This is a genomic window from Paenibacillus sp. MER TA 81-3, from assembly GCF_023713585.1.
Taxonomy (GTDB): Bacteria; Bacillota; Bacilli; order Paenibacillales; family Paenibacillaceae; genus Paenibacillus_B; species Paenibacillus_B profundus.
The window spans coordinates 61,385-85,437 of sequence record NZ_JAMAWB010000025.1 but is presented as its reverse complement, the minus strand read 5'-3'; the positions used below and the strand labels follow the sequence as shown (position 1 = coordinate 85,437).

The 24,053-nt window shown below is 42.7% G+C and carries 24 protein-coding genes; 10 read left to right on the top strand and 14 right to left on the bottom strand.

The features are described from left to right. Positions 1–443: 443 nt before the first annotated feature. From M3650_RS26580 to M3650_RS26565, 4 genes are all read right to left on the bottom strand, one after another. Positions 444–827, bottom strand: a complete 384-nt coding sequence (locus tag M3650_RS26580; RefSeq protein ID WP_251579101.1) for a hypothetical protein — start codon at positions 825–827, stop codon at positions 444–446. A 280-nt stretch (positions 828–1,107) separates the two neighbouring features. Beyond that, positions 1,108–1,776 carry a response regulator transcription factor gene (locus M3650_RS26575; protein WP_251579100.1) on the bottom strand — a complete coding sequence of 223 codons (669 nt, stop codon included), beginning with the start codon at positions 1,774–1,776 and terminating at the stop codon, positions 1,108–1,110. Further along, the gene (locus M3650_RS26570) at positions 1,745–3,205 is read right to left on the bottom strand and encodes a HAMP domain-containing sensor histidine kinase (protein ID WP_251579099.1); all 1,461 of its coding nucleotides are present in this window, start codon (positions 3,203–3,205) and stop codon (positions 1,745–1,747) included. Before M3650_RS26570 ends, M3650_RS26575 begins: the two co-directional genes overlap by 32 nt. Beyond that, positions 3,202–4,122 (bottom strand): substrate-binding domain-containing protein, encoded by a 921-nt coding sequence (locus M3650_RS26565; protein WP_251579098.1) that lies wholly within the window; start codon positions 4,120–4,122, stop codon positions 3,202–3,204. The genes M3650_RS26570 and M3650_RS26565 overlap by 4 nt, the downstream gene beginning before the upstream one ends. A gap of 409 nt (positions 4,123–4,531) precedes the next feature. Here M3650_RS26565 and pgtP point away from each other — a divergent pair, with 409 nt between their 5' ends. Next, on the top strand, positions 4,532–5,911 hold the full coding sequence (gene pgtP / locus M3650_RS26560; RefSeq protein WP_251579097.1) for a phosphoglycerate transporter PgtP: 1,380 nt from the start codon (positions 4,532–4,534) through the stop codon (positions 5,909–5,911). A 384-nt stretch (positions 5,912–6,295) separates the two neighbouring features. On the opposite strand, the gene M3650_RS26555 is transcribed toward pgtP, so the two are convergent. The 4 genes from M3650_RS26555 to M3650_RS26540 all read right to left on the bottom strand — a co-directional run bounded on the left by M3650_RS26555 (position 6,296) and on the right by M3650_RS26540 (position 9,053). Further along, positions 6,296–6,985, bottom strand: a complete 690-nt coding sequence (locus M3650_RS26555; protein WP_311295143.1) for an Abi family protein — start codon at positions 6,983–6,985, stop codon at positions 6,296–6,298. A 3-nt stretch (positions 6,986–6,988) separates the two neighbouring features. Next, positions 6,989–7,168, bottom strand: a complete 180-nt coding sequence (locus tag M3650_RS26550; protein WP_251579095.1) for a hypothetical protein — start codon at positions 7,166–7,168, stop codon at positions 6,989–6,991. Positions 7,169–7,433: 265 nt separating this feature from the next. Beyond that, a complete protein-coding gene (locus tag M3650_RS26545) occupies positions 7,434–7,721 on the bottom strand; it encodes a hypothetical protein (protein WP_251579093.1) in 288 nt (95 codons plus the stop codon). 63 nt (positions 7,722–7,784) lie between these two features. After that, complete coding sequence (locus M3650_RS26540) at positions 7,785–9,053, bottom strand: DEAD/DEAH box helicase (protein ID WP_251579092.1); 1,269 nt, start codon at positions 9,051–9,053, stop codon at positions 7,785–7,787. Between the two features lie 254 nt (positions 9,054–9,307). On the opposite strand from M3650_RS26540, the gene M3650_RS26535 reads away from it, so the two are divergent. Both M3650_RS26535 and M3650_RS26530 read left to right on the top strand, forming a co-directional pair. Beyond that, positions 9,308–9,931 carry an HXXEE domain-containing protein gene (locus tag M3650_RS26535; protein WP_251579091.1) on the top strand — a complete coding sequence of 208 codons (624 nt, stop codon included), beginning with the start codon at positions 9,308–9,310 and terminating at the stop codon, positions 9,929–9,931. A 63-nt stretch (positions 9,932–9,994) separates the two neighbouring features. Beyond that, positions 9,995–10,582 (top strand): TetR/AcrR family transcriptional regulator, encoded by a 588-nt coding sequence (locus M3650_RS26530; protein WP_251579090.1) that lies wholly within the window; start codon positions 9,995–9,997, stop codon positions 10,580–10,582. A gap of 91 nt (positions 10,583–10,673) precedes the next feature. On the opposite strand, the gene M3650_RS26525 is transcribed toward M3650_RS26530, so the two are convergent. Together M3650_RS26525 and M3650_RS26520 are read right to left on the bottom strand one after the other, a co-directional pair. Beyond that, on the bottom strand, positions 10,674–11,042 hold the full coding sequence (locus tag M3650_RS26525) for a DUF4180 domain-containing protein (protein ID WP_251579089.1): 369 nt from the start codon (positions 11,040–11,042) through the stop codon (positions 10,674–10,676). 211 nt (positions 11,043–11,253) lie between these two features. Beyond that, entirely contained in the window at positions 11,254–11,766 is a 513-nt protein-coding gene (locus M3650_RS26520; protein WP_251579088.1) for a ferritin, read from the bottom strand. Between the two features lie 441 nt (positions 11,767–12,207). On the opposite strand from M3650_RS26520, the gene M3650_RS26515 reads away from it, so the two are divergent. Both M3650_RS26515 and M3650_RS26510 read left to right on the top strand, forming a co-directional pair. Continuing rightward, entirely contained in the window at positions 12,208–13,563 is a 1,356-nt protein-coding gene (locus tag M3650_RS26515) for a helix-turn-helix domain-containing protein (protein ID WP_251579087.1), read from the top strand. A 394-nt stretch (positions 13,564–13,957) separates the two neighbouring features. Next, the gene (locus M3650_RS26510; protein ID WP_251579086.1) at positions 13,958–14,062 is read left to right on the top strand and encodes an IS3 family transposase; all 105 of its coding nucleotides are present in this window, start codon (positions 13,958–13,960) and stop codon (positions 14,060–14,062) included. A 92-nt stretch (positions 14,063–14,154) separates the two neighbouring features. Here the strand turns inward: M3650_RS26510 and M3650_RS26505 are convergent, their stop codons facing one another. The 4 genes from M3650_RS26505 to M3650_RS26490 form a co-directional block, all read right to left on the bottom strand. Continuing rightward, positions 14,155–15,108, bottom strand: coding sequence for an HNH endonuclease (locus tag M3650_RS26505; RefSeq protein WP_251579085.1), 954 nt, complete (start codon positions 15,106–15,108; stop codon positions 14,155–14,157). A 271-nt stretch (positions 15,109–15,379) separates the two neighbouring features. Further along, complete coding sequence (locus M3650_RS26500; RefSeq protein WP_251579083.1) at positions 15,380–16,684, bottom strand: RNA-directed DNA polymerase; 1,305 nt, start codon at positions 16,682–16,684, stop codon at positions 15,380–15,382. A 32-nt stretch (positions 16,685–16,716) separates the two neighbouring features. Beyond that, positions 16,717–16,947 carry a hypothetical protein gene (locus tag M3650_RS26495; RefSeq protein ID WP_251579082.1) on the bottom strand — a complete coding sequence of 77 codons (231 nt, stop codon included), beginning with the start codon at positions 16,945–16,947 and terminating at the stop codon, positions 16,717–16,719. A gap of 70 nt (positions 16,948–17,017) precedes the next feature. After that, positions 17,018–17,281, bottom strand: coding sequence for a hypothetical protein (locus M3650_RS26490; RefSeq protein ID WP_251579081.1), 264 nt, complete (start codon positions 17,279–17,281; stop codon positions 17,018–17,020). A gap of 36 nt (positions 17,282–17,317) precedes the next feature. Between M3650_RS26490 and M3650_RS26485 the strand changes: the two genes are divergently transcribed. The 5 genes from M3650_RS26485 (at position 17,318) to M3650_RS26465 (ending at position 23,984) form a co-directional block, all read left to right on the top strand. Beyond that, positions 17,318–18,340, top strand: coding sequence for an ABC transporter substrate-binding protein (locus M3650_RS26485; protein ID WP_251579080.1), 1,023 nt, complete (start codon positions 17,318–17,320; stop codon positions 18,338–18,340). A 107-nt stretch (positions 18,341–18,447) separates the two neighbouring features. Then, complete coding sequence (locus tag M3650_RS26480) at positions 18,448–19,554, top strand: ABC transporter ATP-binding protein (protein ID WP_251579079.1); 1,107 nt, start codon at positions 18,448–18,450, stop codon at positions 19,552–19,554. After that, on the top strand, positions 19,551–21,206 hold the full coding sequence (locus tag M3650_RS26475; protein ID WP_251579077.1) for an ABC transporter permease: 1,656 nt from the start codon (positions 19,551–19,553) through the stop codon (positions 21,204–21,206). Before M3650_RS26480 ends, M3650_RS26475 begins: the two co-directional genes overlap by 4 nt. A gap of 296 nt (positions 21,207–21,502) precedes the next feature. Further along, a complete protein-coding gene (locus M3650_RS26470) occupies positions 21,503–23,203 on the top strand; it encodes a sensor histidine kinase (protein ID WP_251579075.1) in 1,701 nt (566 codons plus the stop codon). Continuing rightward, positions 23,196–23,984, top strand: coding sequence for a response regulator transcription factor (locus tag M3650_RS26465; RefSeq protein WP_251579073.1), 789 nt, complete (start codon positions 23,196–23,198; stop codon positions 23,982–23,984). Before M3650_RS26470 ends, M3650_RS26465 begins: the two co-directional genes overlap by 8 nt. Positions 23,985–24,053 lie beyond the last annotated feature (69 nt).

The following is a 24,053-nucleotide window of genomic DNA, read 5'->3' as shown; positions in this document are numbered from 1 at the left end:
AAAATGTATGTGAGTATAGTATATAAGCTTGTTGTAGATGTGCTTAAAATCGGCTGGCCAAATATTTAGCACTCAAACCAGAAGAGTGCTAACACCTTATTTCTATATAACATATACTAATTTTGGATGTCAATATGTTGCTTTCATATAAAAACGCTGCAACCCTTTCGTAGCAAGGAATTACAGCGTTTGCAGATTATTTGGGCCTATGATGAACGCTACCTATTTTACACAATCTCAACATTACTTTTCATTAAGCTGCCCTATACGATGAAGTAATTAGATCACAACAACCCGGCCAAGACGATGAAGTCAGCCGGGTTGTTTCCGTTACTTTTATTTTCTCTTACCAGGTGTCCACTTAAAGCCGCAATTCATACAGCCGTTTACGATTTCACTTCTTCCTACAAATCCAACAAGGATACTGACAGGTAATGACAAGCTTAATGAAAGATAACAATAATTAAGCTTATTAGCCCGTCATTTATCGGCAAGTCTGTTTTCCACATGATTGCATTTACTACAACCATGCCCAATATAATTATCAAGAGGGGAAGCAATGCCATCCAGCCTAAGGTTTTAAAAAAGTTGGCAAAGCTATATCCTCTTTTGTTGGCTACAATTTGCGGTGACTTACATTTCCGACAAACAATAGTATGTTCGTTCCTTGTGCCATCACCGTGTTTTCTCGCTCCTGCCGCTTGAGCGCCTGACACTCTGTTTATTTGAGAACCAGCCACCCTTGTTTGACCGCTGCCCGTTTTATTGCCTTGGTAGGCAGATGTCTTGTTCGGCGGATTTAGTCTCGTTCCGGTTGTACGTTGCACTTCTTTTGACTCCCTTCAGTTGTGTGTTGATAGGTATATTGAACCATTCGACATAAGTTACCAAAATCCTCCTTCACCCTCTTTATTTTGTTTTTCGCACCTTTTGACCTATGTAAATTGAACTAGCACATCACCGGACAACGGCACCGAGCTGTGGACGTTCAAGCTGCCTTATACGATACAATAATAGTTCGCAGAACAAAAACAACCCGGCCATGACAAAAGTCAGCCGGGTTGTTCCATTACTCTGAACATTTCAGATTGGAAAGAGATGGACGCATTATGCTTGTCCGTCATTTATAAGTTTATATTTCATCGCATATTCAACAAGTTCGCTTTTTCTAGAAACATTCAGCTTATTCATCATTCTTGTCTTATGAGTATCAACCGTTTTGATGCTTACTGTTAATTCCTGAGCTGTCTCAACTAGCGTATATCCTCTCGCAAGAAACCGCAGCACCTCGCGCTCGCGCGGACTTAAAATTACGTAAGGATTCCGTGACTCTGCTTCTTTTGGCGTTTTTTTGAGCATCGATGACAGCAATGTCCGAGTTTCTTGCGGCCGAAGGTATACGTATCCGTTCATAACGGAATCAATGGCTGTGTACAATTCTTCATCTACTGCCGCCTTAGGGATGTAACCCGAAGCCCCAGCTTGCATGATTGAAGTGATGTAGTCTTCATCTTCATGCATGGTGAGCACGATGACTTTCGCTTGCTCATAACGCAATTTGATTTCTCTGAGAACCTGAATGCCGTCTAAGCGCGGCATACTGATGTCGAGTATTAAAATATGAGGTCTTACTTCTTCGTAAAGCTGAAGGGCTTCAATTCCATCGGCGGCTTCGCCCACAACTTCCAAGGATGGCTTCTTCTGCAGCAGCAGCTTCAAGCCCGACCGCAGCAAAGCGTGGTCATCAACTAGCATGATTGTTATTGTCTGTTCCATCACTGCACCCTTTTTCCAGCTCTAGCGGGATAGACACCCTAAGTTCGGTCCCGCCGACACTCGTAGTTTTGACAAAGAATGAACCGCCAAGCAGTTCGGCTCTTTCCTTCATACCGTATATTCCGATCCGATTTTGCTGGCGAGCCCTTTCAAAATCTTCCGGCCGGATACCGTGACCGTTATCATGGATAGTCAATTGTATGCAATGATCTGCGATTCCCATCGTAATCTCAATCTGGGTCGCTGCTGTATGCTTGACTACATTCGTCAAGCTTTCTTGAAGAATTCGGTACAAGGCTACAGCAGTATGACTATCAATAACAATATCATCTTCGGGGGCGAATAGATTCACTGCAATATCGTGCTTCTCTTCAAACTTTTGCACATATTTCTTTATTGCCGGAATTAATCCCATATCATCTAAAATAGGCGGTCTTAATTCTACTGCCAAATCTCTAATTTCCCGCAAAATACTCGATGCAATCTCCCGGCTGGTATGAAGCAGCTCCTGCTGCTCGGTATCTTTCGCTTCATTAGCCAACACACGCATCGTAACCATTAGCGAAGTAAGAGCTTGGCTTGTTTCATCGTGAAGTTCGCGGGAGATTCTTTTTCGCTCATCTTCTTGAGCGGATAATAGCTTCAAGATCAACGTGTCGCGAAGCCGCTCTTTATCTTGCAGCTCCTTCAACAGCATTTCTACCTCGGTGTTGGAGCTAATCAAGTTGTCAGCCATTTCATTAAAAGCCTGCGCTAGCTTCCCCACTTCATCGTTACTCGCGACTTTAGCCCGCAAGGACAACTTCCCGGCTGATATGCCTGTTGCAACAGCAACCAAGTTATTGATCGGTTTCGTGATAAAGCGAGTAACATAATAAGTAATTCCGGCTGTGCCTATGCAAACCAATAATGTTGCAAAAATCAACTCACCAATCTTACTAAAAATATAGGTTTGAGCGGCTGTTTCCGCCATGCCAACGCGAACGAATCCTACATCTCCCCCCTCGATGGGGACAAGGATATCGTGGATAGTCCCTTCATCTGAAGTTAGTGCCGCAACTTGCTGGCCATCCAGACCATCGGGAGTATGCGCGCTTACTATCCCCTTCGGCAGATTGCCGGAGAACGTATCCCCCACAAGCCCGTTATTGCTATTGATTATCAGGATATAGCGAACGTCCTCATTCGCCTTTTGTGCCTGGGAGATAAGCAGATGAATCGAAAATTGATCATCCGTAAGAATATAGTCGGAGCACAAGGCCGCGATATTATACGCAATATTGGCGCCGCGTTTTTTAAGCTCTTCAGCCATCATGTTCGTAAGCGAATCCCAAATGATCCACCCTAAGACAGAGGCAAGAAAGAGCAGCGCAACGAAGATGGTTCCAAATATTTTCTGATTGATCCGAAGCTTGCTCATCCATCTCATAGGCGGCCTCGTTTATAGAACCTTTTACTGTAAGCGGTGTCATAGAATTGCGGGTCAAAAGGGACAAACCGGTCAATAAACAAACCCTGCAGCGCTGGTTGTATGGCTGCTTGCTCGTGCATGGACAAAAACAACTCTTTAATGATGTTCTTGTCTTCATCCGATAAGCTGCTGCTGATTACGACCGGACCGGTGCCTGCTGGTTCTGATTTGGCGATAATTTGCAAAGAGTCGGCTAATTCAGGATTTTTCAGCTTGGCTTGTTCGTAGACCAAGCTATTCACGGCTGCAGCGTCGACAACCCTGTCAATAACGGCTTTGAGCGAGCCTTCATGATTGTACGTGTACACATAGCGGCCAAAGAAATGCTCCGGCGTTTCATCGAATTCAGCCAGCCTTTCGCTCACAAAAATATAGCTGGAATAACTGAAGGGGTCGGTAATCGCGATGCTTTTTCCTCTTAAATCGTTAATATCTGTAATATTGCTGTCACGATTTACGACAAGATAACCGTAATAATACGGAACTCCCATTCGCTCTTGCATCGCAATCGCTTCAAGCCCCTCTACTTGCCTGTAGGTTAGATACGCGCCTGACGACAGCAAAGCGATGTCAGCGCCGCCATTCATCATTAACATGCTTATCTCATTGTAGCTCTTGCGCTGAATGAGAATAGCAGGTCTGTTAAGCTTCTCTCCCACATAATCGGCAATTGTTCTGTAGTGCTTAATCGTCTCGCTCGGTGACAGCACACTTGAAATGGCCACACGCACCGGGGACGGTGTTCCATCTTGAGAATCGACAGGGGCATCGTCCGGCTCGGAAAAAACAATGTGATAACTCGAACGACTGTTGGAACATCCTGACACAAGTACGGCAAGCAAAATAATAAGCAGTATCCTCGGCAGCCTGAGCATGATTTACTCCATTCTTCGCAAGAGATTCCCGCAGAAGGCATCTGCACTCTGGGTCGCATTTCGCATCCCCAAGTATAGCATGAAACTGGATGCATCCTCTATAAACTAAGCCATTTTCAGCATTTTCACGATATTGCTCATCATCTTTACATCTTCTATAGGAATTTTTCTGACAACACCTCCTCTTTATCCTACAAAAAATCAGAACTTTGCTGATAGTTTTGCAGGTTGAACTGGCACGATAATAAAAAGGTGAGGAACAGCGATCATCAAAAAGCGGGGAGGTCATGATGACATTAGGATTTTTTTGGAATCACCATTTTGAAAGCACTATCATGAAACCGGCATTAGAAGCAGTTGCCGTTACTACAAAAGTGTTCATTAACAGCTAAGAATCGAGGATGATGGTATGATTTCATTTTTAAAGCCTAAAACCGCTACTACAAAAATAGCGCCGGAACATGTTCAAAAAACCTATAAGCTCTTCCGGCTGCAGTCTTTATTAGGTGTGTTTTTCGGTTATATGGCCTATTATATTGTCCGCAATAATTTTGCATTATCCACTCCTTATCTGAAGGAGCAGCTCCATCTTAGCGCTACAGAAGTCGGGCTATTAAGCAGTTGTCTGCTCATTGCTTACGGAGTCAGCAAGGGCCTCATGAGCAGTCTGGCGGATAAAGCCGATCCGAAAAGGTATATGGCGCTTGGTTTGCTCATGTGCGGACTGGTCAATATTATGATGGGATTCACTACGGCATTCTGGATGTTTGCCGCGCTCGTTATCCTGAACGGAATTTTTCAAGGAATGGGAGTCGGGCCTAGCTTCATTACCATCGCGAACTGGTTCCCGCGCAAGCAGAGAGGCGTTGTCGGCGCCATCTGGAACATCTCGCATAATCTGGGCGGCGGAATCGTAGCGCCTATCGTTGGTGTCGGCTTCGCTATGCTTGGCTCCGAGCACTGGCAAGCGGCAAGCTACCAGGTTCCGGCAGCAGTCGCTATTGTGTTTGCCATGGTGGTATTAGCCCTGACCAAAGGCTCTCCGGTAAGCGAAGGCTTGCCGCCGTTGAACGAAATCATCAAGGACGAATCGGACCCGGCTATGCAACAAAAGGCCGATTCCAAACCGCCAGAAGATATGTCTGTCTGGCAAATCTTCAAAAATTATGTATTGTTCAATAAAAATGCATGGTTTGTTTCCTTTGTAGACGTTTTCGTGTACATGGTTCGTTTTGGCATTATAAGTTGGTTGCCCATTTATCTGTTGAGTGTAAAACATTTCAGCAAAGCCGAAATGAGCGTTGCCTTTTTATTTTTTGAGTGGGCAGCTATTCCTTCCACGCTCTTGGTTGGTTACCTTTCGGACAGGTTTTTCAAGGGATACCGCATGCCACCGGCTATCATTGCTATGGTGTTGATTTTCTTCTGCATTATCGGTTACTGGCAGAGCGGCACTTTGCTTGGCACTACTATCTTCGCCGCCATTATCGGCTGTTTGATTTACGTCCCGCAATTTTTGGCTTCCGTGCAGACTTTGGAGGTTGTGCCGCCATTCGCCGTAGGGTCTGCGGTTGGCTTGCGCGGCTTCATGAGCTACATTCTGGGTGCGTCTTTAGGTACTACCCTCTTTGGCGTAATGGTTGACAAGGTGGGCTGGAATGGAGGCTTCTATGTACTATTGACTGCTGTTGTCTGCTGCGTTATTTTCTGCATACTGGCCCATATGGGGGTAAAAGAGCTGGAACGCAACAAGAAACAAGCAGCTTTGGAATCATCAAAAACGGCCTGAACTCTGAGCAAGCACATGGCCCGCAGGATGGACACTGTAAAAAGAGAAAAGAGTGCCCCTGCGGGTTACAGTTCACAAGTATTCATTCCATAATCAGAAAGAACGAAGTCATGCCGAACGATTTATAAATACTTCAGTAGGAGCTTCTTCCAACTTGAGAATCATACGACTCATTGTATTTGTTGTAGGATGAGGTTAGCACTTTAGGCTGGATGGTTGGGAGTGTTGAGGAGCTGAATCCAAAAAAAGCGCTCTGTTGCGATTGGAACATTTCTAGCAACTATTATCTTGTTCACGATCGATGGGTTGTTGGTTCATTATGGTCAATCATTTGACGGATTTGGATTGATAATGACATGAGTAATTGTCGCAACCATTCCAGGATTATCCCCTCATCATCAGGATGGATTCCCAGTCCTCAGGGAATCCGATTCGTTCTAATTCAATCACGTCTTTGTACTCAGTGAGCAATGCTTCTAAGCGAGTTACGAAATCTGTCCACTTATTTCGATCAGGAATGAGTTCCTTTAATACGTATAAGTGTGCAAAAATTTTTCCTTGTTCAATTCCCAGCTGTTTTGATTTCCGATCGAGTCTCGGTTTGCTTGTAAGTGGTCGGTTATACAATCGACCGTAATGAGCACATATATTGCGAATATAGGACAAACACTTAAGCCAGCTTTCGAGGTAAATAACAGGGGCTCGACGATAATTACTTTTCGCAATGTGATTCTGATCATCACGTTTCATATTGGAAAAAAGTTTAGAGAGCGCTCCGAACGAAAGAACTTCAATAGCTACCCAGACGGGTATTTTCCCTTCATACTTCTCAATATGATGTTTTATGAATATCTCCTGAGAACGCTTTATCTCTTTTTCGAGTTCAATCAGAAACACTTCATGATTTCTAAAATGTTCCTGTTCTAAATGTCCCAAAGCACCGTATGTATGAGCGATGTAGTATGAAATATGAGTACGGAAAGAAATTTCCACTTGCTCAACCACTTCCATAATGATGCGAAATCGACGATCAAACTCGTATAAAGCGAGTAGCTGTTCGAAAGTTGTGTCGATATGCTATTTATCATCATGCTTGAGACTTAATCCGTATGCGCTTAACCGGTAATAATTGATTCGTTGCAAAGTACGAACGGCCATATCCTCATTATTAACATTGAGTCCACGGCTTTTGAGAATATTTAATTGTTGTTCATATGTTGCCGGGGGCTTGACAGACTGAGCAGGAACATGTTCCATAAATTTTCCTCCGCAAATAAAAAGGCCCACCTTGGTACGCATTGTTAAGAGGCGTGGTGGGAACTGTTGACTTAATCTTACTAAAGATGTTGACTATAGTCAATGTACGAGTGGAACATTTAAGGAGATACAATCAGGTAAATGCTCTGCACTACCAACAACGCACCGCGCGCTCCACATGTGCCGTAAAGCAAACACCTGATTATAGCTAAGCTAAGGTCAAGCCTGAATCGGCATCCTTAAATCAGCTTCTTTCTTATATTCATTATTTACTGGCATAATCCATAGTCGCTGTATTCAGCATGGATTTCCAATTCGCAAACCCCGTCTCTCTTGCAACATGCCGATCAAAAAGTTCGTCAGGAATGTTATTGATATCTTCTCGCGTCTGTACTTGAAAGTTGCCTTTCTCTAAAAACTCTTCAAAACTTTTAAAGTTGGAATGCTTGACCATGAATGATTCATTGAACAACTCGTCTAATGAAATATGACTCGAATCTTCTTCAATCGTTCTCTGGCCTTGCAATTCCTTCAACAGTTCGTCAAATGACATTGGCTTCTTCTTGTGCTTTCTCAGATTACCACTCCTAGATTTATTTTATGAATTCCAGCAATGTTATTTGCTTGTTTTACTTCCTTTTTTGAACCACTTCGACTTAGGCTTGAGCATAGGGTTCGCCTTGGATTTGGCAGGTTTAAAGATTGCTGATGTCGATGAGCCTTCCGCCTTTAAAGTCTGAGTTGTACGCAGCATCGGATAAGGATGGTCCTTCACTTCATGAATGGTCTTTCCGATCAATTTCTCAATATCTTTGAGATACGGTATTTCTTCAACTTCGCAAAGGGAGATAGCGATCCCGCTCAGTCCTGCTCTACCGGTACGGCCAATTCGATGAACGTAGGTTTCTGGAATATTAGGGAGATTGAAATTGATCACATGTGAAAGCTCCTCAATATCAATTCCTCTCGCTGCGATATCCGTCGCTACCAACACTCGCGTTACGCCACTCTTAAAATTGCTCAATGCAATCTGGCGGGCGTTTTGAGATTTGTTGCCATGAATGGCCTGAGCAGAAATTTTCACTTTAGCCAGTTCACGCACAACCCGGTCAGCGCCATGCTTGGTACGGGTAAACACTAGTGCCGAAGCAATGGATTTATCTTTTAAAAGATGATTCAATTGCTTTTGTTTGTTTTCCTTATCTACCAAATAAATAGATTGCTTTATTCTATCCACAGTAGAAGACACCGGCGTGATTTCTACTTTCACTGGATTAACCAGCAGCGTTTTGACCATTTTGGATATTTCTGGCGGCATCGTAGCTGAGAAGAAAAGAGTTTGTTTCTTGCTGGGCATTTTTGTGATGATTTTCTTCACATCATGGATAAAACCCATATCCAACATGCTGTCGGCTTCATCCAGTACTAATATTTTGACATATTGCAAATCGATACTCTTCTGATTCATCAAATCGATGAGTCTGCCTGGAGTTGCAATAATAATATCAGCACCTTGATTTAGCGACCGCTCCTGTACTTTTTGTGAAACGCCACCAACGATAGCCGTGCAATGCAAATCGGTGTATTGACTGAACGCTTGCATGTTATCAGAAATCTGAAGAGCAAGTTCTCTTGTCGGTGTTAGAATCAATGAGCGAATACGGCGTTTTGAATTGGGTCTGCTATGCTGTTCGCTTAATAGTTGGACAATCGGTACAGCAAACGCGGCCGTCTTCCCTGTTCCCGTTTGAGCGCAGCCAAGTAAATCTCTGCCGGCTAACACAGCTGGGATCGCCTGTTCCTGTATGGGTGTTGGCGTATTATAGTTCTCTTTACTTAAAGCATTTAAAATCGCGGGTATAATATTCAATTCTTTAAATGTCATGTGTCTCCTTAATTTTAAATATATTTAATCTTATCACATACCTTTTAACATCTCTTGCAGCATCTCCACAATCGTTTCCTTATATCCTAACATACTAGGATAGCACAAATGAGCATAAAAGAAAAGCGGGCATTGCCCGCTCCATAGCGCTGGATCTGGTTATTCTTGACAACCGTTTGAATCCAACGATATAATGATACTATGAAACTATTTAAGTATTATTAGTTTCGTTATTACGGAATGGAGGTTGTAACATGGGCAACATTACAAAAACAGATTGCATGATCGGTTCCTTCCTTTCTTTGTTTATGGTTTGTTTATTTACCTATCTGAGCTCGGGTTATGAATTGATTGTGACGTTTGTTATCGGGGTTCTATTTGCATTTGCTATATTTCTAACCTTATATCGAAGAGGCTGGGCTTTAAGCGAACCGCTGAGCGTTCTCCCGCTTTACTTCGGAATACTGTCATGGCAGTTTATTCATTTTTCCGAAGAATTTATTACTGGCTTCTCCAGTCAATTTCCTGCTATTTATGGGGGAGAGGCCTACTCCGTTCCTTTCTTTTTACTGCTCAATATGATCTCCTATTCCTTGTTTACGGTCACCGCTATACTAGCCTTTGTTAAACGTCTGCCTTTCCTTCTCATTCCGGCACTCTTCTTCATTGCATACGGATCTTTAGGCAATGCAATCGCCCATACAACATGGAGCATCTACTTCGGGAAATACTTTCCGGGACTCTACACCGCGCAGTTGTATTGGATTCTTGCACCGCTGTTCCTCAGACGGCTGACAGGCACATGGAGCGTTACGCTAAAGCTTATCATCCCATACGTCGTCTTACTGCCAATTGCATTAATTTGGGCACTTGTTTAGAATGAAGCTATCGAAGTGCCGGTTACGGCCAATTACCCTCTATCATCAGGAAGGAACTGCATTATGAGCAAAAAGACAGAAGATAAAATCCTCAAGCATGCAACATCTCTGTTTTTCCAATATGGCTATTCAGCCGTCTCTGTCGATGATCTGGTGAAAGGCATTGGCATGAGCAAAGCCACATTGTACCGGTATTATGCATCCAAATATGACCTGCTTGAGATTGTAATCGAAAACATGTTCCAAGAGATTAAACATGATATTTCTGAATTAAGCGCAAGCGAGCTCGATCCCTTACAGAAGCTTCGTACTTTTATGACGTTGATGACGCAGCGATTAAGCGCCATAGAGAGGTCTGCACTGGAGGATATCAAAGAGAGCGTAGCGGTTCTGCATGACAAGTTTACACGCCTCCGTAAAGAGGTCATTATCCATCACCTGGTGAAAATATTGGAGGATGGAGGGCGGCAGGGGGTCTTTCGCCAAGAGATTGATCAACAGGTTGTGGCCTACATCATATTTGCTTCTATTGAAGAGCTGACCTCCACTGAATTTCTGGCACACCATAGTTACCGTTTCTCCGATGTTTTTGACATGGTGCTGTCAACTGTCATGTATGGGAATGTCGTGAATGAAGCGGGCCAACGATAATCGCTCCATAGATAGATTGGGAGCAACTATTGTAAACCCGCTCTACTGTGTTTTCTAGAGATACCATGACTGAATTGCACTGAAACTACTGTTATACATCTACGCTATGAAGTGCTTCTAAAGCTTCAGCTTCCGTCTTCTTAAAAAACACTCGTGTTCCGTGGTTGCATTCATAGATAAAGTCATTCAGACTTTTGCTGCCATAAGATTCAAATTCCCCAACGATCGCAATGATGATGTGATAGTTCGTATATTTCTGCAAAATGTCACCGGCAAGTTTTGTTTTGAGTTCAAAAAAATCTTCTGTAAGATGCTCTTTCCTGACCAGGATTTTGTCGCAGCCGTTATATCGAACATTGCCCATTAGATCCAGGGCGTCGTTGACGTTGTTTATTATGACGCTGTCGCTTGAAATGACGGCTACTTTAGAACCATTCTGCTCATTCATGTTGATCTCCATTTATCCTCACATCCCTTTCCAACTTATTTGTTCGTTGCAGCGATAACAATAGCGATTAGTACTAAGATTGAAGCAGCGGCCAGTAATCATTTGCGTCCACCAATTCGACACCTGACTGAGGCAACGTTCTACGCCTGTTTGCGTGCCACCAAAAAAGCTGCTTTCCCTCATGCACGCTCAGGGGAAAACAGCTTCTGGGTTGCTGAATGAATTAGGCTTCGCCTGCCGGTGGCGTGAAGGTGCGTTTGGCCAGCTCGGAATCAAGCATATAGAAGGCGTTGCTGTCATTATCAATGCGGCGCAGCTTCTGGATGATGCTGTCGAAGGTGGCTTCCTCCTCCACTTGCTCATCAATAAACCACTTGAGGAAGTTAATTGTCGCATGCTCGCGCTCATTCCACGCAATATCGGACAATTCATAAATACGCTTCGTCACGGTTTGCTCATGCGCATAGGAATGCTCAAAAGCGTCCAGCAATGAGCTGTATTCATTCTGAGGGTGCTCCATGCCGGTAACAACGGCACGTTTGCCCAATGTATTAATGAAGTGGAATATTTTCATTCCATGGAACTTCTCTTCTTCCGCCTGCACGATGAAAAAGTTCGCAAACCCATCAAAGCTCTCCGACGAACAATAAGCCGCCATAGCCAGGTACACCTGGGAAGAATAAAATTCATAATTCATTTGATCGTTCAACTTCGCGAGCAGCTTCTCACTTAACATCGGATCACTCTCCCTTAATAGCTTGTCTAGAAAGGTAAGCACATACCGCTTGTACAAGGAACTAGCGCGGCCTTACGGTGCACTGCCCAACTGGCATCATTCTTTATCCTGTACAGACATGCTTCCTTCTATTCTCAGTATGTTGGAAATGAGCGGAGATGTAAAGGGGGACAGGCTAAAACTCATGCAGATCTATAGCTTAGATCACCCCGAGTTCGTCATCCCCCGTACTGTCTCAATAGCCATTGCTAAACTGTCAGAAACATATATTATACCTTCTCCAACTTTCGACAAAAATAGTGTCATAATTCAACCAGATGTCAATTCGGTATTTACACCATCTTAAAGTATACTTAAAGGCAAAAGGATATTTCAATAATATAGAAATAAAGGAAGGATTTTGGGTGTTAATGATGAATTACTGTATGAGGAGGATACAAAATGACAAGTAATCTTCATGTAGCTCCGATGGAACTCCGCCAAAGGTTACAAGAGGAACTGAACTTAAGGGGGTGGAAGCAAAAGGAATTAGCAGAGGCTTCATGCATAGACAGTTCATCAATTAGCTATATTTTTAACAATAAGCAGTCGCTTATGTTGCCTCAGCTCCATGCCATTAATCAAGCATTCGGATTACCGAAGCATTCATTCTATGAAGAATTTATAGGGGAATGCTGCAATGAAATGGGACGATTACGGCCTGACAAGACAAGCGATTTTATCCTCCACTGCATCGAAGTTGAAAAATATGACCTTGTCAAACAACTTGTACAACTCCTCTACGAAGAAACCAATCGTTCCAAAATGATCGACACCACCTTCAAAATAGCCGAACGCATCTTCCAATCAACCAAGCGCAACTACTCACTCCCTTTCTATGACATCATCGTCCGCAACGGATACAGCCGAAGCGAAAAAATAGCCCTCTCATACTACAGAAGGTTTCTCATATTGAGAGATTTGGATACAAGCGGAGCAGGGAACGAAGCATTGTGTCAACTGATTGAATATTTGCCAATACTGCCAGATAAGTTAAGACTCGATGCGTATTACCGTATCCTGACGTTCTATAATGTAGTAGAGAACTGGTCAAAACTCCTCCTCTATGCAAAAGAGTTACGAAATATTGCATTTGAAGAAGGGCAAGATGATTATGTGGCAGAAGGCTGGTTGTATGAGTCAGTTGCATTAATGGGAATGAAAAACTTTGAAGGTGCATTAAAAATCACTCAGCAGTATGCCGTGTACGGTGACCATTACGTTCGGCTAGCCAGATGCAACGAACTCTACATCTACATTGAGATGAAGCAAACGGAACCTATCGAGGAGCTTATGAGCCTCCTGAAGGGTGACCAAGTACTTCTGGTACTCCCTATTGCGTTGGAGAGCTATGTCAGCAATGATGCATTCCATGATGCTGCTCAGTATCTGGAGAAATACAAATCTAACGTCGACGATTTATTATCCAGGAAAGACCCTTTCCACTTAAAACATAAATTACGTCTCACACAAGCATTAGCACAGTATTATTTGAAAACGGCTCATCATGATTTAGGGTTTGAATATAATGCCCTATCCTTGGAATTGGCTCTCGCACTCAAAAATATGCAGTATGTAGGAACGGCTGTCATTACCTTTCAAGAATATGAACTGCATGCTACACCAGAGCACAAGAATCGGTTTACAAATATTCTACTAAATGAGGTGGATTCAGATGAAAAAAGCATTAATCACGATGTCCATGGCTCTTTTCTTGTTCGGTTCTACCGGCTCGTCTTTGGGAACGAGTCTGGATAACATAGGTACGGGATGGTCACCATTGGGTGACAATATTGGGTCAGGGTGGCAAGTGAGCAACATCGGAACAGGATGGTCTCCACTGAGTAGTGACATCGGATCGGGATGGAGTCCGGTGGGCAGCGACAATGGAATTACTCAAAACTCATAATCCCATAGACATTACTGATAGCGACTCTTGAACTTAAGGGTCGCTATCAAGTCAGTGTGGATTTGCTTCCATTCAAGAGATTTACGTAAAATTTAACTATTCCATAACGACCGAGGCAGTAAATTTTAGAATAAACGGATTGATGAGACACTATTTACGTAGGAGATTGCTTCGTTTTGCCCTTATGAAATTGCCGTTGCTGAAGCTAGGTTTCAGATTATGAAGTCCGAATTCATCCATTAAATGAGCTTTTATAGCCTTCAGCAGCTTACGATTGAGCTTCGCGACTACGTGAACTGGTATAACAAACACCGCGTACACGGTGCGCTAGGCTATGTCGTCCGATAGAGTACAGAAGTTCATTCCTTAAAAAATAGTATGAATATTCAAAGACCTCAGGTGTCACAAGATAAATCTTCTCTTTTATGTGACACTTTCTATTAATCTACAACTTTAATTTGACGATTAATAGCAATGATTTTTTCCAACTCTTCTACACTAATCATCGGCTTTCTATGTATCATTCTATGACAATTTGAACAAAGCATCGCTATATCCTCAACCTTAGTTGCTTCTCCATCTTTCATCTCTGAAACTAGCTTTTTATGATGACCTTCTATAAAGTCTTGTCCACGTTCCCCATACACTACTGAGAAATCGATTTTACACGTTTCACAAAATAAACTCCCATTCCTCTTTTTAAACAAAGCCTTAGCATCCCTAATAACTTCGGGATTCCTTTCTAATTTTCTATGTACTTTATAGGACACACTACCCTCAGGATATTCTTTACCCTCGTCTATATTTTTATCAAAAGTGTCATTCTGGTAGTTATTTTTAAAAGTATGCTCTTTAGTATAATCAAGTAGATAATTTTCTACATCATTTGAGATTAGCACCTGAAATACTGGAGTACTACTTTTATGTTCAGTTATACAAGATCTTGTTTTTGAACTTTCAATAATAATATAATTAAGAATGCTTGGATTTAATTTTATGAATGTTTTAACTTCCACAAATAGATTATTAGTATCATTCTCAGTTCCAACGTTTCCAGAATAATAATTTGGAATATATTTGATTAAACTACTATCATTCTCAATCTCACCGACACCATAAATATTACACATCTCACCCATAAATACTTCTTGTTCCCCTCTTACTTTAGTTACAAAAAATACATAGGTTTGAATTCCTCTACTTATTTGATCCTTATATCTATTTCTATTCAATTTAGAAACTCCACTGATTCTCTTTTTAGAAGATTGACCCCAAATAAGCCTATTTTGGCTAGTGCATACCATTTCGTGTTCTGTTACTGTATCGCTCTGCTTACCGTTTAGAGTTATTATTTGATTTTTAAATTTTAACAACAAATGTACTGCACCACTCATTTTCAACATCTCCTTGAAAGAAGCTTACGTCATTTTATATGTATTATCAAAGCTATAACTTCTTATAAAGATTGTTCCTACTCCACACTCTACTCGCTAGAAATCAACAATAGGAATTTAATAAACAATTTAACTTCATTTACGATAAGAGTTCACCCATAAAGCATTTAAGCATTGTAGCTTTTGAATATAGGGTATATTGCGATATGAAAGATAAAAAGCCTAGATTTAACTAGGCTTCTTGTAAATTTCAAAATTATTATGAAATTTTTCAATCTGCAACAGGATGTGTCAATGCCCATTTCGTTATAACTCTCTCTAAAGAATCGAGCCGCGGTAATGACCTATACCAATGTGCAGCTTGATCGCCTGGCAAACAGCTTGAAGCGGCTAAAAACGCACGCTTAACCCAAGGTGTGAAATCAGAAACATTACGTCTTCTTGGGCGGAACCAGTAGTCTTGTCCAGCTCTTCCCATTGCTAAGATTAACTCCCTTTGAGAGTATTGATCGGGAAACTCTGTATATAATCGAGAAAATTTATCTTCATTATTCCATTCGTTATCATTGGTAAAGATATTAAACATTAAAATTCGATTGTATTCCAGATGGCCAACAACAGAATCTTGGCAAATATCTATCAATTTTGAACCTATTTTATGCTTCGTCTCAGTTTCGATTTCGATTGCTTGAAAGTACATCATTACCTCTTTAAATACAGGATATAACTTTTCAATATTCTCTATGAGACAGTCAACACTATCTGGATTACCTATTTGGCTCAAACGTTTAAGCAAGAAGCGTACTAAAGATATATCTATATTATCCACATCATTTAGATGTTCCTCTAATATTTCCTCAAGGTTTAAACGCCTAATCTCGTCTTGTGTTTCTTCATCAAGACCATCAAAATCAAAGTCATCATAGACATTATGTATACCTATTCTATCTATTATTTCATGAAACTGTTCATATAGTATGCTTATTTCTTGGTCATCTTCATTTCTCAATAAATTCTCGAATTTCTCCAGTGTCATTACTCTAGTTTTATGTTGTTGTAATGTCAAACCATGATTCTCAAATAAAAGGTTTGCTAGTGTAGCAAGTGCCTCAAAAGCTTCCTTTTCTGTCCTACAAAATATTCTATAGTCATCTACAAAACGGCAGTGATTATAACCTTCGCCCATTAATCCACGGTCAACATCATCTAGCACTAACTCAGCGAGCAATCTGGAGGCCGCCTGCCCTACAGGTATCCCATAAGAAACGCTGCCGTTAGGTTGACTTAAACATCTCTTCAATGCTTTTACGTGGTTAGCTTTTGTTGTAGCCTCACCTAATGCTTGTTCTAGTGGATGTGAATATATTCTTGGAAAAAAGTCTGCAATATCTGCAACAACAACATATTCGTACTCCTCGGAATCAACTTGGTCTACACAATAGTTTTGAAATGATTCCCAGTTATAATCGGTATCATACATTCGACCATCCTGATGTGGGTCAAATCTATGCGAAAATGCTATATTTTGATCTTTAGGAATCCTATATTCTTCAAGTTCCGTTCCAATCTCATACATTAGTGCAGTAAAGATGATTGAATCTATTGGATCTAATTGGGTGGAAATACGGAAACCATATCGATGTTTGGGTGTAAGTAATCTACGATACGCACGAAGTCCCAATCTAAAACATTCATTTGACTTAACTCTGGCTTAATATCCGAGTCCCAATAAGTGCGAATAGCTTCAAACTCAAATGGTAGAGGGAAAATATCAGTATCTCCATATTTTTCAATATGCTTTAATGCCCAGCTATATGAACGTTCTTTAAGTCGTAACATTCCACTAATCCCCCCTAATTTAGGGAGTCAATTATACCAAATGATAGAAAAAAACAATAATACTTTTGATTCATATAAGATCCCAATAAATAATCTCTCCACTCATGATAGTTTTTTGTACGGTTTCCATCCCTAGTCGATTACCACAAGTGCTAAGTATTTCAGCTAATTTATATAATTTTTCACAAGTAAAAATTACCCCCGCATACAACAAAAGCCCCCCACATAAGGTATGACAAGCCCCCTTTTCGCCCAAAAATAACTTGCGAATTTTAGACAATGTTTTCGGATTGTGGGATTCTGTAAGCGGTACCAACACTGCTACAATAAACATGCAACGAAAATGAACTCAGTTCAGGGGGAATAAAAAATGAAAAGGTTTTCTATGTTGCTGATAGCTTGCATGCTAGTTGTGGGGGCGCTAAGCGGTTGTGGAAATAGTGAGTCGGATTCAGCTTCATCAAATAAACTCGTCATCTACAGTCCGAATAGCGAAGAAATCATCAAAACCATCATTCCAATGTTCGAAAAGAAAACGGGGATTACGGTTGAGCTTGTAACGGCTGGAACGGGCGAAATTTTTAAGCGCTTACAGTCTGAAAAACAAAATCCTTACGCTGACGTAATGTTCGGCGGTTCCATGGCTGGTTTCCGTGAACATGCCGACCTGTACGAACCTTACGTATCACCTGAAGACCAATATTTAATTGAAGGTCATCGCAATACGACGGGCTTCGCTACTCCTTATATTTCAGATGGAAGCGTGCTCCTCGTGAACAAGAACCTGATCGGCGATATCAAAATTGAAAGCTATGAAGATTTGCTGAATCCAAAGCTGAAAGGAAAAATTGCCTCTGCTGACCCAGCAAGCTCAAGCTCCGCCTTCGCTCAGCTAACCAATATGCTGAAAGCAATGGGCGGCGACTACGAGAATCCGAAAGGCTGGGACTATGTTAGCAAATTGATTCAGAACCTGGACGGTAAAATTGCAAGCGGTTCCGGTGCGGTTCACAAGAGTGTCGCTGACGGTGAATATGTTGTTGGCTTAACTTACGAAGACCCTTCTAACACGTATGTCAGAAACGGTGCACCTGTAGAAGTCGTGTATCCGAAAGAAGGCGCAGTATTCCTGGATGCAGCGTCCGCTGTTATCAAAGACGCACCGCACATGGACAATGCCAAGAAGTTCATCGACTTCATTCTTTCACAAGAAGCGCAAGATGCGTTCGGCACGCAATTAACGAACCGTCCGCTTCGTATAGATACGAAGCTTGGAGACTACATGACGCCATATGCCGACATCAACATGATTAATGAAGATACGGACTATGTAAGTGAGCACAAATCCGAAATCATCGAGCAATACATCTCGCTGTTCACTAGCATCAAATAATTTATAATAGCGTGTCAAAAAGTCCGGTTTTCAGCGAGTTACCTTCTGCCGTGCTTCGTGATCAAAAACGGACTTTTTGACTACCTCTAAAAGGTTAGGTGACAACAATGAGCGTGACAATAACGATAAAAGACTTAGTAAAAAAATATGGCGATACCACCGTCATTCCTGAGTTGTCCCTGGAGATTAAGAAGGGTGAATTTTTCACCCTTCTTGGTCCTTCGGGATGCGGCAAGACAACGCTGCTGCGCATGATTGCCGGCTTCAACAGCATTGAAGGCGGAACGATTAACTTTAACGAGCGTGTCATTAATCAGGTCGAGCCGGGTAAGCGGAATATCGGGATGGTGTTTCAGAGCTATGCCATCTTCCCTCACCTCACCGTCAAAGGAAATATCGCATTCGGGCTGGAGAATCGGAAATTATCCAAAGCGGAGATTAGCTCCAAAGTGGATGATATTTTAAAAGTCGTGCAAATCGAACAATACAAGGATCGCATGCCGAAGAACCTGTCCGGCGGCCAGCAGCAGCGCGTTGCGCTAGCCAGAGCGATTGTTATCCGGCCGGATGTGCTGCTGATGGATGAACCGCTATCCAATCTGGATGCCAAGCTGCGGGTCGACATGCGGAACGCGATTAAAGACATTCAACGAGAAGTCGGGATTACAACCGTCTACGTAACGCATGATCAGGAAGAAGCGATGGCCGTATCCGATCGCATTGCGGTTATGAAATCAGGCATCATTCAGCATCTGGGCACGCCACAAGAAATCTACCAACGGCCTGCGAATGTATTCGTTGCTACCTTTATCGGCCGCACGAACATTATCGAAGGAAGCGTAACGCGTCAAGGAAGCAGCTATAATGTACATTTCGATTCAAGCTATTCCGAAGAACTTTCTAACATTCAATTGCCGGCATCGAATAAGCAAGCTGAAGTTAACGTCAAAATTTCGGTTCGACCTGAGGAATTCATCATCACCGAGGAACAAACCGGCATGAAGGCAACCATTGTGCACAGCGTATTTTTGGGACAGAACACGCATTACTTTGTCGATTTGGAATCCGGTCAACGCGTGGAAATTACGCAGGAATCGAAAACTGCACAAATACTAGAACCTGGTCAAATCATTTATCTGAAAGTGAAGACGGATAAAATCAATGTATACGATGCCACGGGTGAATTGAACTATACAAGGGGCGATCAGCTATGAAGGGGACGCGCAAACGATTTGACGTCTGGACTAACATTTCGTTCCTGATCTTTGCTTTCTATATTTTGTTCCTGGCCCTGCCTTTATTTACAATGCTGGTCAAAAGCTTTTACAACGGCACGACAGGTGACTTTTCACTCGCCTATTTCGTGAAGTTTTTCAGTAAACCTTACTATACCAATGCACTATTCAACAGTATAAAAGTAACCATCTGTGTAACCGCCCTTGCGGCTATCATTGCAACACCGCTTGCCTATATCATGACTACCGTTAAGATTAAAGGGAATTCAACCATTCGGATATTGATCCTGCTCTCGTCGATGTCGGCTCCGTTCATTGGAGCTTACTCCTGGATCTTGCTGTTAGGCAGAAGCGGCGTCATTACCAAATTCGTAAGCAACACATTTGGGATTACGATGCCTGATATATACGGATTTACCGGTATTTTAGTAGTGTTAACCTTGCAAATGGTCCCTCTCATCTTCATGTATGTATCGGGAGCACTTAAGAATGTCGACCAATCGCTGATGGAAGCTGCAGAAAGCATGGGCTATAAGGGCTTCGGCAAAATGCGCAAAGTGCTGCTCCCGCTCATTACGCCAACCTTGCTCGCAGGCGGTCTGCTCGTATTCATGCGCGCACTCGCCGATTTCGGTACACCGATGCTGATTGGTGAAGGGTTCAAGACAGTCCCTGTATTGATCTTTAACGAATTCATCAGTGAGGTCGGCGGCGATGACGGCTTTGCTGCCGCAATCAGCGTCATTGTCGTCTTGTTCGCAACCGCGATCTTCTTGCTGCAAAAATTCGTGGCCAATCGCAAAGCCTTCACGATGAGCGCGCTGCACCCAATTGAAGCCAAGAAGAAAAAAGGAATCGGCAACATAGCAGCACATGCAGTCATTTACCTGTATACGTTAATCGCGCTTTTGCCGCAGCTATATGTCATCTATACTTCTTTCCTGAAATCGAACGGCCGAATCTTTGTTGACGGATTCTCGCTGCAAAGCTATCGGGATGCCTTCAATAATATCGGCGGCGTCATTACGAACACGTTCTTCCTAGCCATCGTGTCGCTGGTCGTCATTATCCTGCTCGCGATTCTGATCGCTTATGTAACTGTTCGCAGAAAGAATGCTTTAACGAACACACTTGATATTTTCACGATGTTCCCTTATATCGTGCCTGGCTCCATTCTAGGGATTGCCTTGTTGATTACGTTCAACAATAAGCCGCTGGCAATAAGCGGAACCGCACTCATCATGATCATCTCGTTCGTCATTCGGCGTCTTCCTTATACGATTCGATCGAGTGCAGCCATTCTGCATCAGATTAACGATGGGATTGAAGAAGCAGCCATCAGCCTGGGAGCTTCCCAGATGAAGACATTCTTCAAGATTACCCTGCCGATGATGCTGGCAGGCGTCGTGTCCGGTGCGATATTGAGCTGGATTACCATCATTACTGAATTAAGCACCTCTATCATCTTATATACAGGCAAGACGAAGACCGTTACGGTTGCCATTTATACCGAGGTCATTCGCGGGAACTATGGCGTTGCCGCAGCACTGTCCACGATCCTTACCGTTATTACGGTCGTATCGCTGCTCGTATTCCTTAAGCTCTCTGGACAAAAAGAAGTTTCATTATAAGAGGTCGATTTTGATCACGATGTGATACAGAAAGTAACTCGGCATCGAGTCTTGCGTTCACTCTCGAAGTCCGCTGCTCATGTAGTCTTGCCTACACTGCGCTGCTCCTTCTTCGAGTTCACGCAACCTTCTCGGTGCTGAAAACCGACCTTTTTGAACGCGTATTTTAATACTTCACCCACATCCAAGTCGGTACCTGCAGCACAAGGGCCGGCTTGGTTGTATTTGGATTATCTGCTGTCAACTACGAGTCAGTATAATAGTGTTGAAAGGTCTTATCATAGGTGGAGGGCGACATGGAACAGAAAAAGATTCGTAACTTCAAGGAATCAACCCGTCACTTATTTCGACTCTATACGGTTATTCCGTTTTCCATTTTAATCGTATTATTTTTCATTTTCACCATCATTAACGGAAGAATGAACTTAACTCAAAAAACAACGGAGGCTGCCCAATCCATCAGTCAGTCTATGGCGGAGGTATTTCGACAATACAACGAGGAAATCAATCGGATGGCCGTCTCGCCTGCTGTAATGAACTATATGACCACGCATTTGGGCAGTGAAAGAGTGTACTCCGAATTCTATGAATTCAACAATCATCAGAAGGTCAAGAGTATCTTCCATATCGTCGATACGAATGGCATCTTCCGGGCTAGCTCCGATTCGCCAGATGCACTGTATTCCAACTTTGCCTTTAGCAATCTCATTAACCGGATTGTTCAGAGACCGAACGACACACTGACCGAAATGAACAGCTTCCGTTACTCGCATGATCGCGATACGAGCTATACGTTCGGCAAAGCGATTGTCAAGGACAAGCAGACGATAGGCTATATCGTCTATCAACTGTATGAATCCGACATGCAGAAGCTTATTTTTGAACAAAACAATGAAATTGCGATGATCACCGACGAACATAACACGATAATTGCCACAACCAGCAATGTCACCAAGGGCGTGCTGAACAAATTCAGCCCCAAGCTCGACGATCAAGGACATGTTCTGTTGAACGACGGGACGTACTACATGTATTCCAAGCGCATACCGGGCACACCCATTCAAGTGATCACGCTCAATTCCTACAAGTCCGAGCAATACACCTACTATACGGTGTCTATCTTTGTCCTTGCTGCCAGCCTGCTGTTATGGGTCATCATTCATTTCCTGTCGAACAAAATGTCTGCTCGCAATTCCGAATCGATCGATAAATTAGTTCTTGCTTTGGCACAGCTGCGCGAAGGGAATTTCAACGGCTATGTCGACATCCAGACGAATGACGAGTTCGAAATTCTCGGCGATGAGTATAATGCGATGCTTGATCGGTTAAAGGATTTGATGAAGAAAAATAAAGAGCTGTCCGAGCTCCGCACCATTATCGAAGTGAAGCAGCTGCAATCCCAATTCCATCCGCATTTTATATTCAACGTGCTGGAGACCTTGCGCTATGCGATTAAGATTGACGCGAATCAAGCGCAGGACATCGTCATGATTCTATCGAGACTGCTTCGATACAGCATCGGGAATGATCGCAGCGTCCAGCTGAAGGATGACATGAATTACGTGCGGGATTATTTGAAGCTGCAGCACATTCGATTCAATGAACGACTGGAGTATCGGATTTCAGTAGCGGAGGAAACCCTGGATATATATGTCCCTAAGCTTTTGCTACAGCCAATAATTGAAAACGCTATCAAATATGGCTATCGGAACCAAAGCAATGTGCTTATTGAAATCCGTATCTACCCTTCTGCCGGGAAGCTGATGCTGGAGGTTTGCGATAACGGGCAAGGCATGGATGAGGAAACGTTGCAGAACGTAAACCAAATCTTGCAAAGCCAAAATAACACGACACAGCATATCGGACTATACAACGTCCATCGCCGTTTAGTGCTTCTCTATGGCGAGGACTCCGGCATCCACATCGACAGCACGCAAGGAAAAGGCACCTGTGTGACACTGACAATTCCTTACGAATGGAGTGGAAATGATGTTTAAAGTTCTGCTTGTTGAAGACGAAGATATGATCCGCAGGGGAATACGATTTAGCATTGATTGGCTGAAATACGATTGTATCGTGATTGAAGAAGCGCTTAATGGACAAGATGGCTATGAAAAAATCTGCGATCTTGAGCCGGATATTGTCATTACGGATATCAACATGCCGATTATGGATGGCATCTCCATGATTCGAGAGGGACTGCAGAAGCATACCTTCAGCAGCATTATCATCTCCGGCTATAATGAATTTCATCTCGCCAAGCAAGCATTACAGTTAGGCGTAACCGAGTTTCTAGTGAAGCCATTAGAGGATGACCAATTGATTGCAGCACTGGAATCTGCCAAGGCCAAAGTGGACTTAATACGCAAATATGAAATCATCTCCAATCATCCGCAAGAAAAAGAAGAGATTCTGAACAGCAAATTTTTGGAGAAAGAAACGAAGACATCGAAATATGTGTCCCAAATGATCGCCTATGTGCAGGAGAACTATGCCAAGAAAATCAGCATTCACGACCTCGTGGAGCAGCTTGACTTAAGCGCCTATTACTTGAATCAAAAATTCAAGGCAGAGACAAGCTATACGTTCAATGAGTTCCTCAACCGCTATCGCATCCAAATGTCGATCGATTTACTGAAATCAGGCGATAACAAAGTATATACGATCGCGCAGGATATCGGCTTCAGCGACTACAAGTACTTTATTAGCATCTTTAAAAAGTACGCCCACGTCACGCCAAGCCAGTATCAAGAGTATTTCGGGGATAAGAACGGATAGCCTAGTAACTTATATAGAAGACACCTCTTCGGTAAGGCGGTGATTGCTTGACTCCTTCACGCGACGAAG

Bases quoted from the DNA above. Each gene is read 5' to 3' on its own strand.
- M3650_RS26540 (WP_251579092.1), bottom strand. From the start codon at position 9,053: ATGACATTTAAAGAATTGAATATTATACCCGCGATTTTAAATGCTTTA.
- M3650_RS26545 (WP_251579093.1), bottom strand. From the start codon at position 7,721: ATGTCATTTGACGAACTGTTGAAGGAATTGCAAGGCCAGAGAACGATT.
- M3650_RS26530 (WP_251579090.1), top strand. From the start codon at position 9,995: ATGAGCAAAAAGACAGAAGATAAAATCCTCAAGCATGCAACATCTCTG.
- M3650_RS26515 (WP_251579087.1), top strand. From the start codon at position 12,208: ATGACAAGTAATCTTCATGTAGCTCCGATGGAACTCCGCCAAAGGTTA.
- M3650_RS26550 (WP_251579095.1), bottom strand. From the start codon at position 7,168: ATGGAACATGTTCCTGCTCAGTCTGTCAAGCCCCCGGCAACATATGAA.
- M3650_RS26500 (WP_251579083.1), bottom strand. From the start codon at position 16,684: ATGTATGAGATTGGAACGGAACTTGAAGAATATAGGATTCCTAAAGAT.
- M3650_RS26565 (WP_251579098.1), bottom strand. From the start codon at position 4,122: ATGCTCAGGCTGCCGAGGATACTGCTTATTATTTTGCTTGCCGTACTT.
- M3650_RS26510 (WP_251579086.1), top strand. From the start codon at position 13,958: ATGAGCTTTTATAGCCTTCAGCAGCTTACGATTGAGCTTCGCGACTAC.
- M3650_RS26480 (WP_251579079.1), top strand. From the start codon at position 18,448: ATGAGCGTGACAATAACGATAAAAGACTTAGTAAAAAAATATGGCGAT.
- M3650_RS26570 (WP_251579099.1), bottom strand. From the start codon at position 3,205: ATGAGATGGATGAGCAAGCTTCGGATCAATCAGAAAATATTTGGAACC.
- M3650_RS26485 (WP_251579080.1), top strand. From the start codon at position 17,318: ATGAAAAGGTTTTCTATGTTGCTGATAGCTTGCATGCTAGTTGTGGGG.
- M3650_RS26575 (WP_251579100.1), bottom strand. From the start codon at position 1,776: ATGGAACAGACAATAACAATCATGCTAGTTGATGACCACGCTTTGCTG.
- M3650_RS26520 (WP_251579088.1), bottom strand. From the start codon at position 11,766: ATGTTAAGTGAGAAGCTGCTCGCGAAGTTGAACGATCAAATGAATTAT.
- M3650_RS26475 (WP_251579077.1), top strand. From the start codon at position 19,551: ATGAAGGGGACGCGCAAACGATTTGACGTCTGGACTAACATTTCGTTC.
- M3650_RS26495 (WP_251579082.1), bottom strand. From the start codon at position 16,947: ATGTTACGACTTAAAGAACGTTCATATAGCTGGGCATTAAAGCATATT.
- M3650_RS26505 (WP_251579085.1), bottom strand. From the start codon at position 15,108: ATGAGTGGTGCAGTACATTTGTTGTTAAAATTTAAAAATCAAATAATA.
- M3650_RS26470 (WP_251579075.1), top strand. From the start codon at position 21,503: ATGGAACAGAAAAAGATTCGTAACTTCAAGGAATCAACCCGTCACTTA.
- pgtP (WP_251579097.1), top strand. From the start codon at position 4,532: ATGATTTCATTTTTAAAGCCTAAAACCGCTACTACAAAAATAGCGCCG.
- M3650_RS26465 (WP_251579073.1), top strand. From the start codon at position 23,196: ATGTTTAAAGTTCTGCTTGTTGAAGACGAAGATATGATCCGCAGGGGA.
- M3650_RS26490 (WP_251579081.1), bottom strand. From the start codon at position 17,281: ATGTTTATTGTAGCAGTGTTGGTACCGCTTACAGAATCCCACAATCCG.
- M3650_RS26535 (WP_251579091.1), top strand. From the start codon at position 9,308: ATGGGCAACATTACAAAAACAGATTGCATGATCGGTTCCTTCCTTTCT.
- M3650_RS26525 (WP_251579089.1), bottom strand. From the start codon at position 11,042: ATGGAGATCAACATGAATGAGCAGAATGGTTCTAAAGTAGCCGTCATT.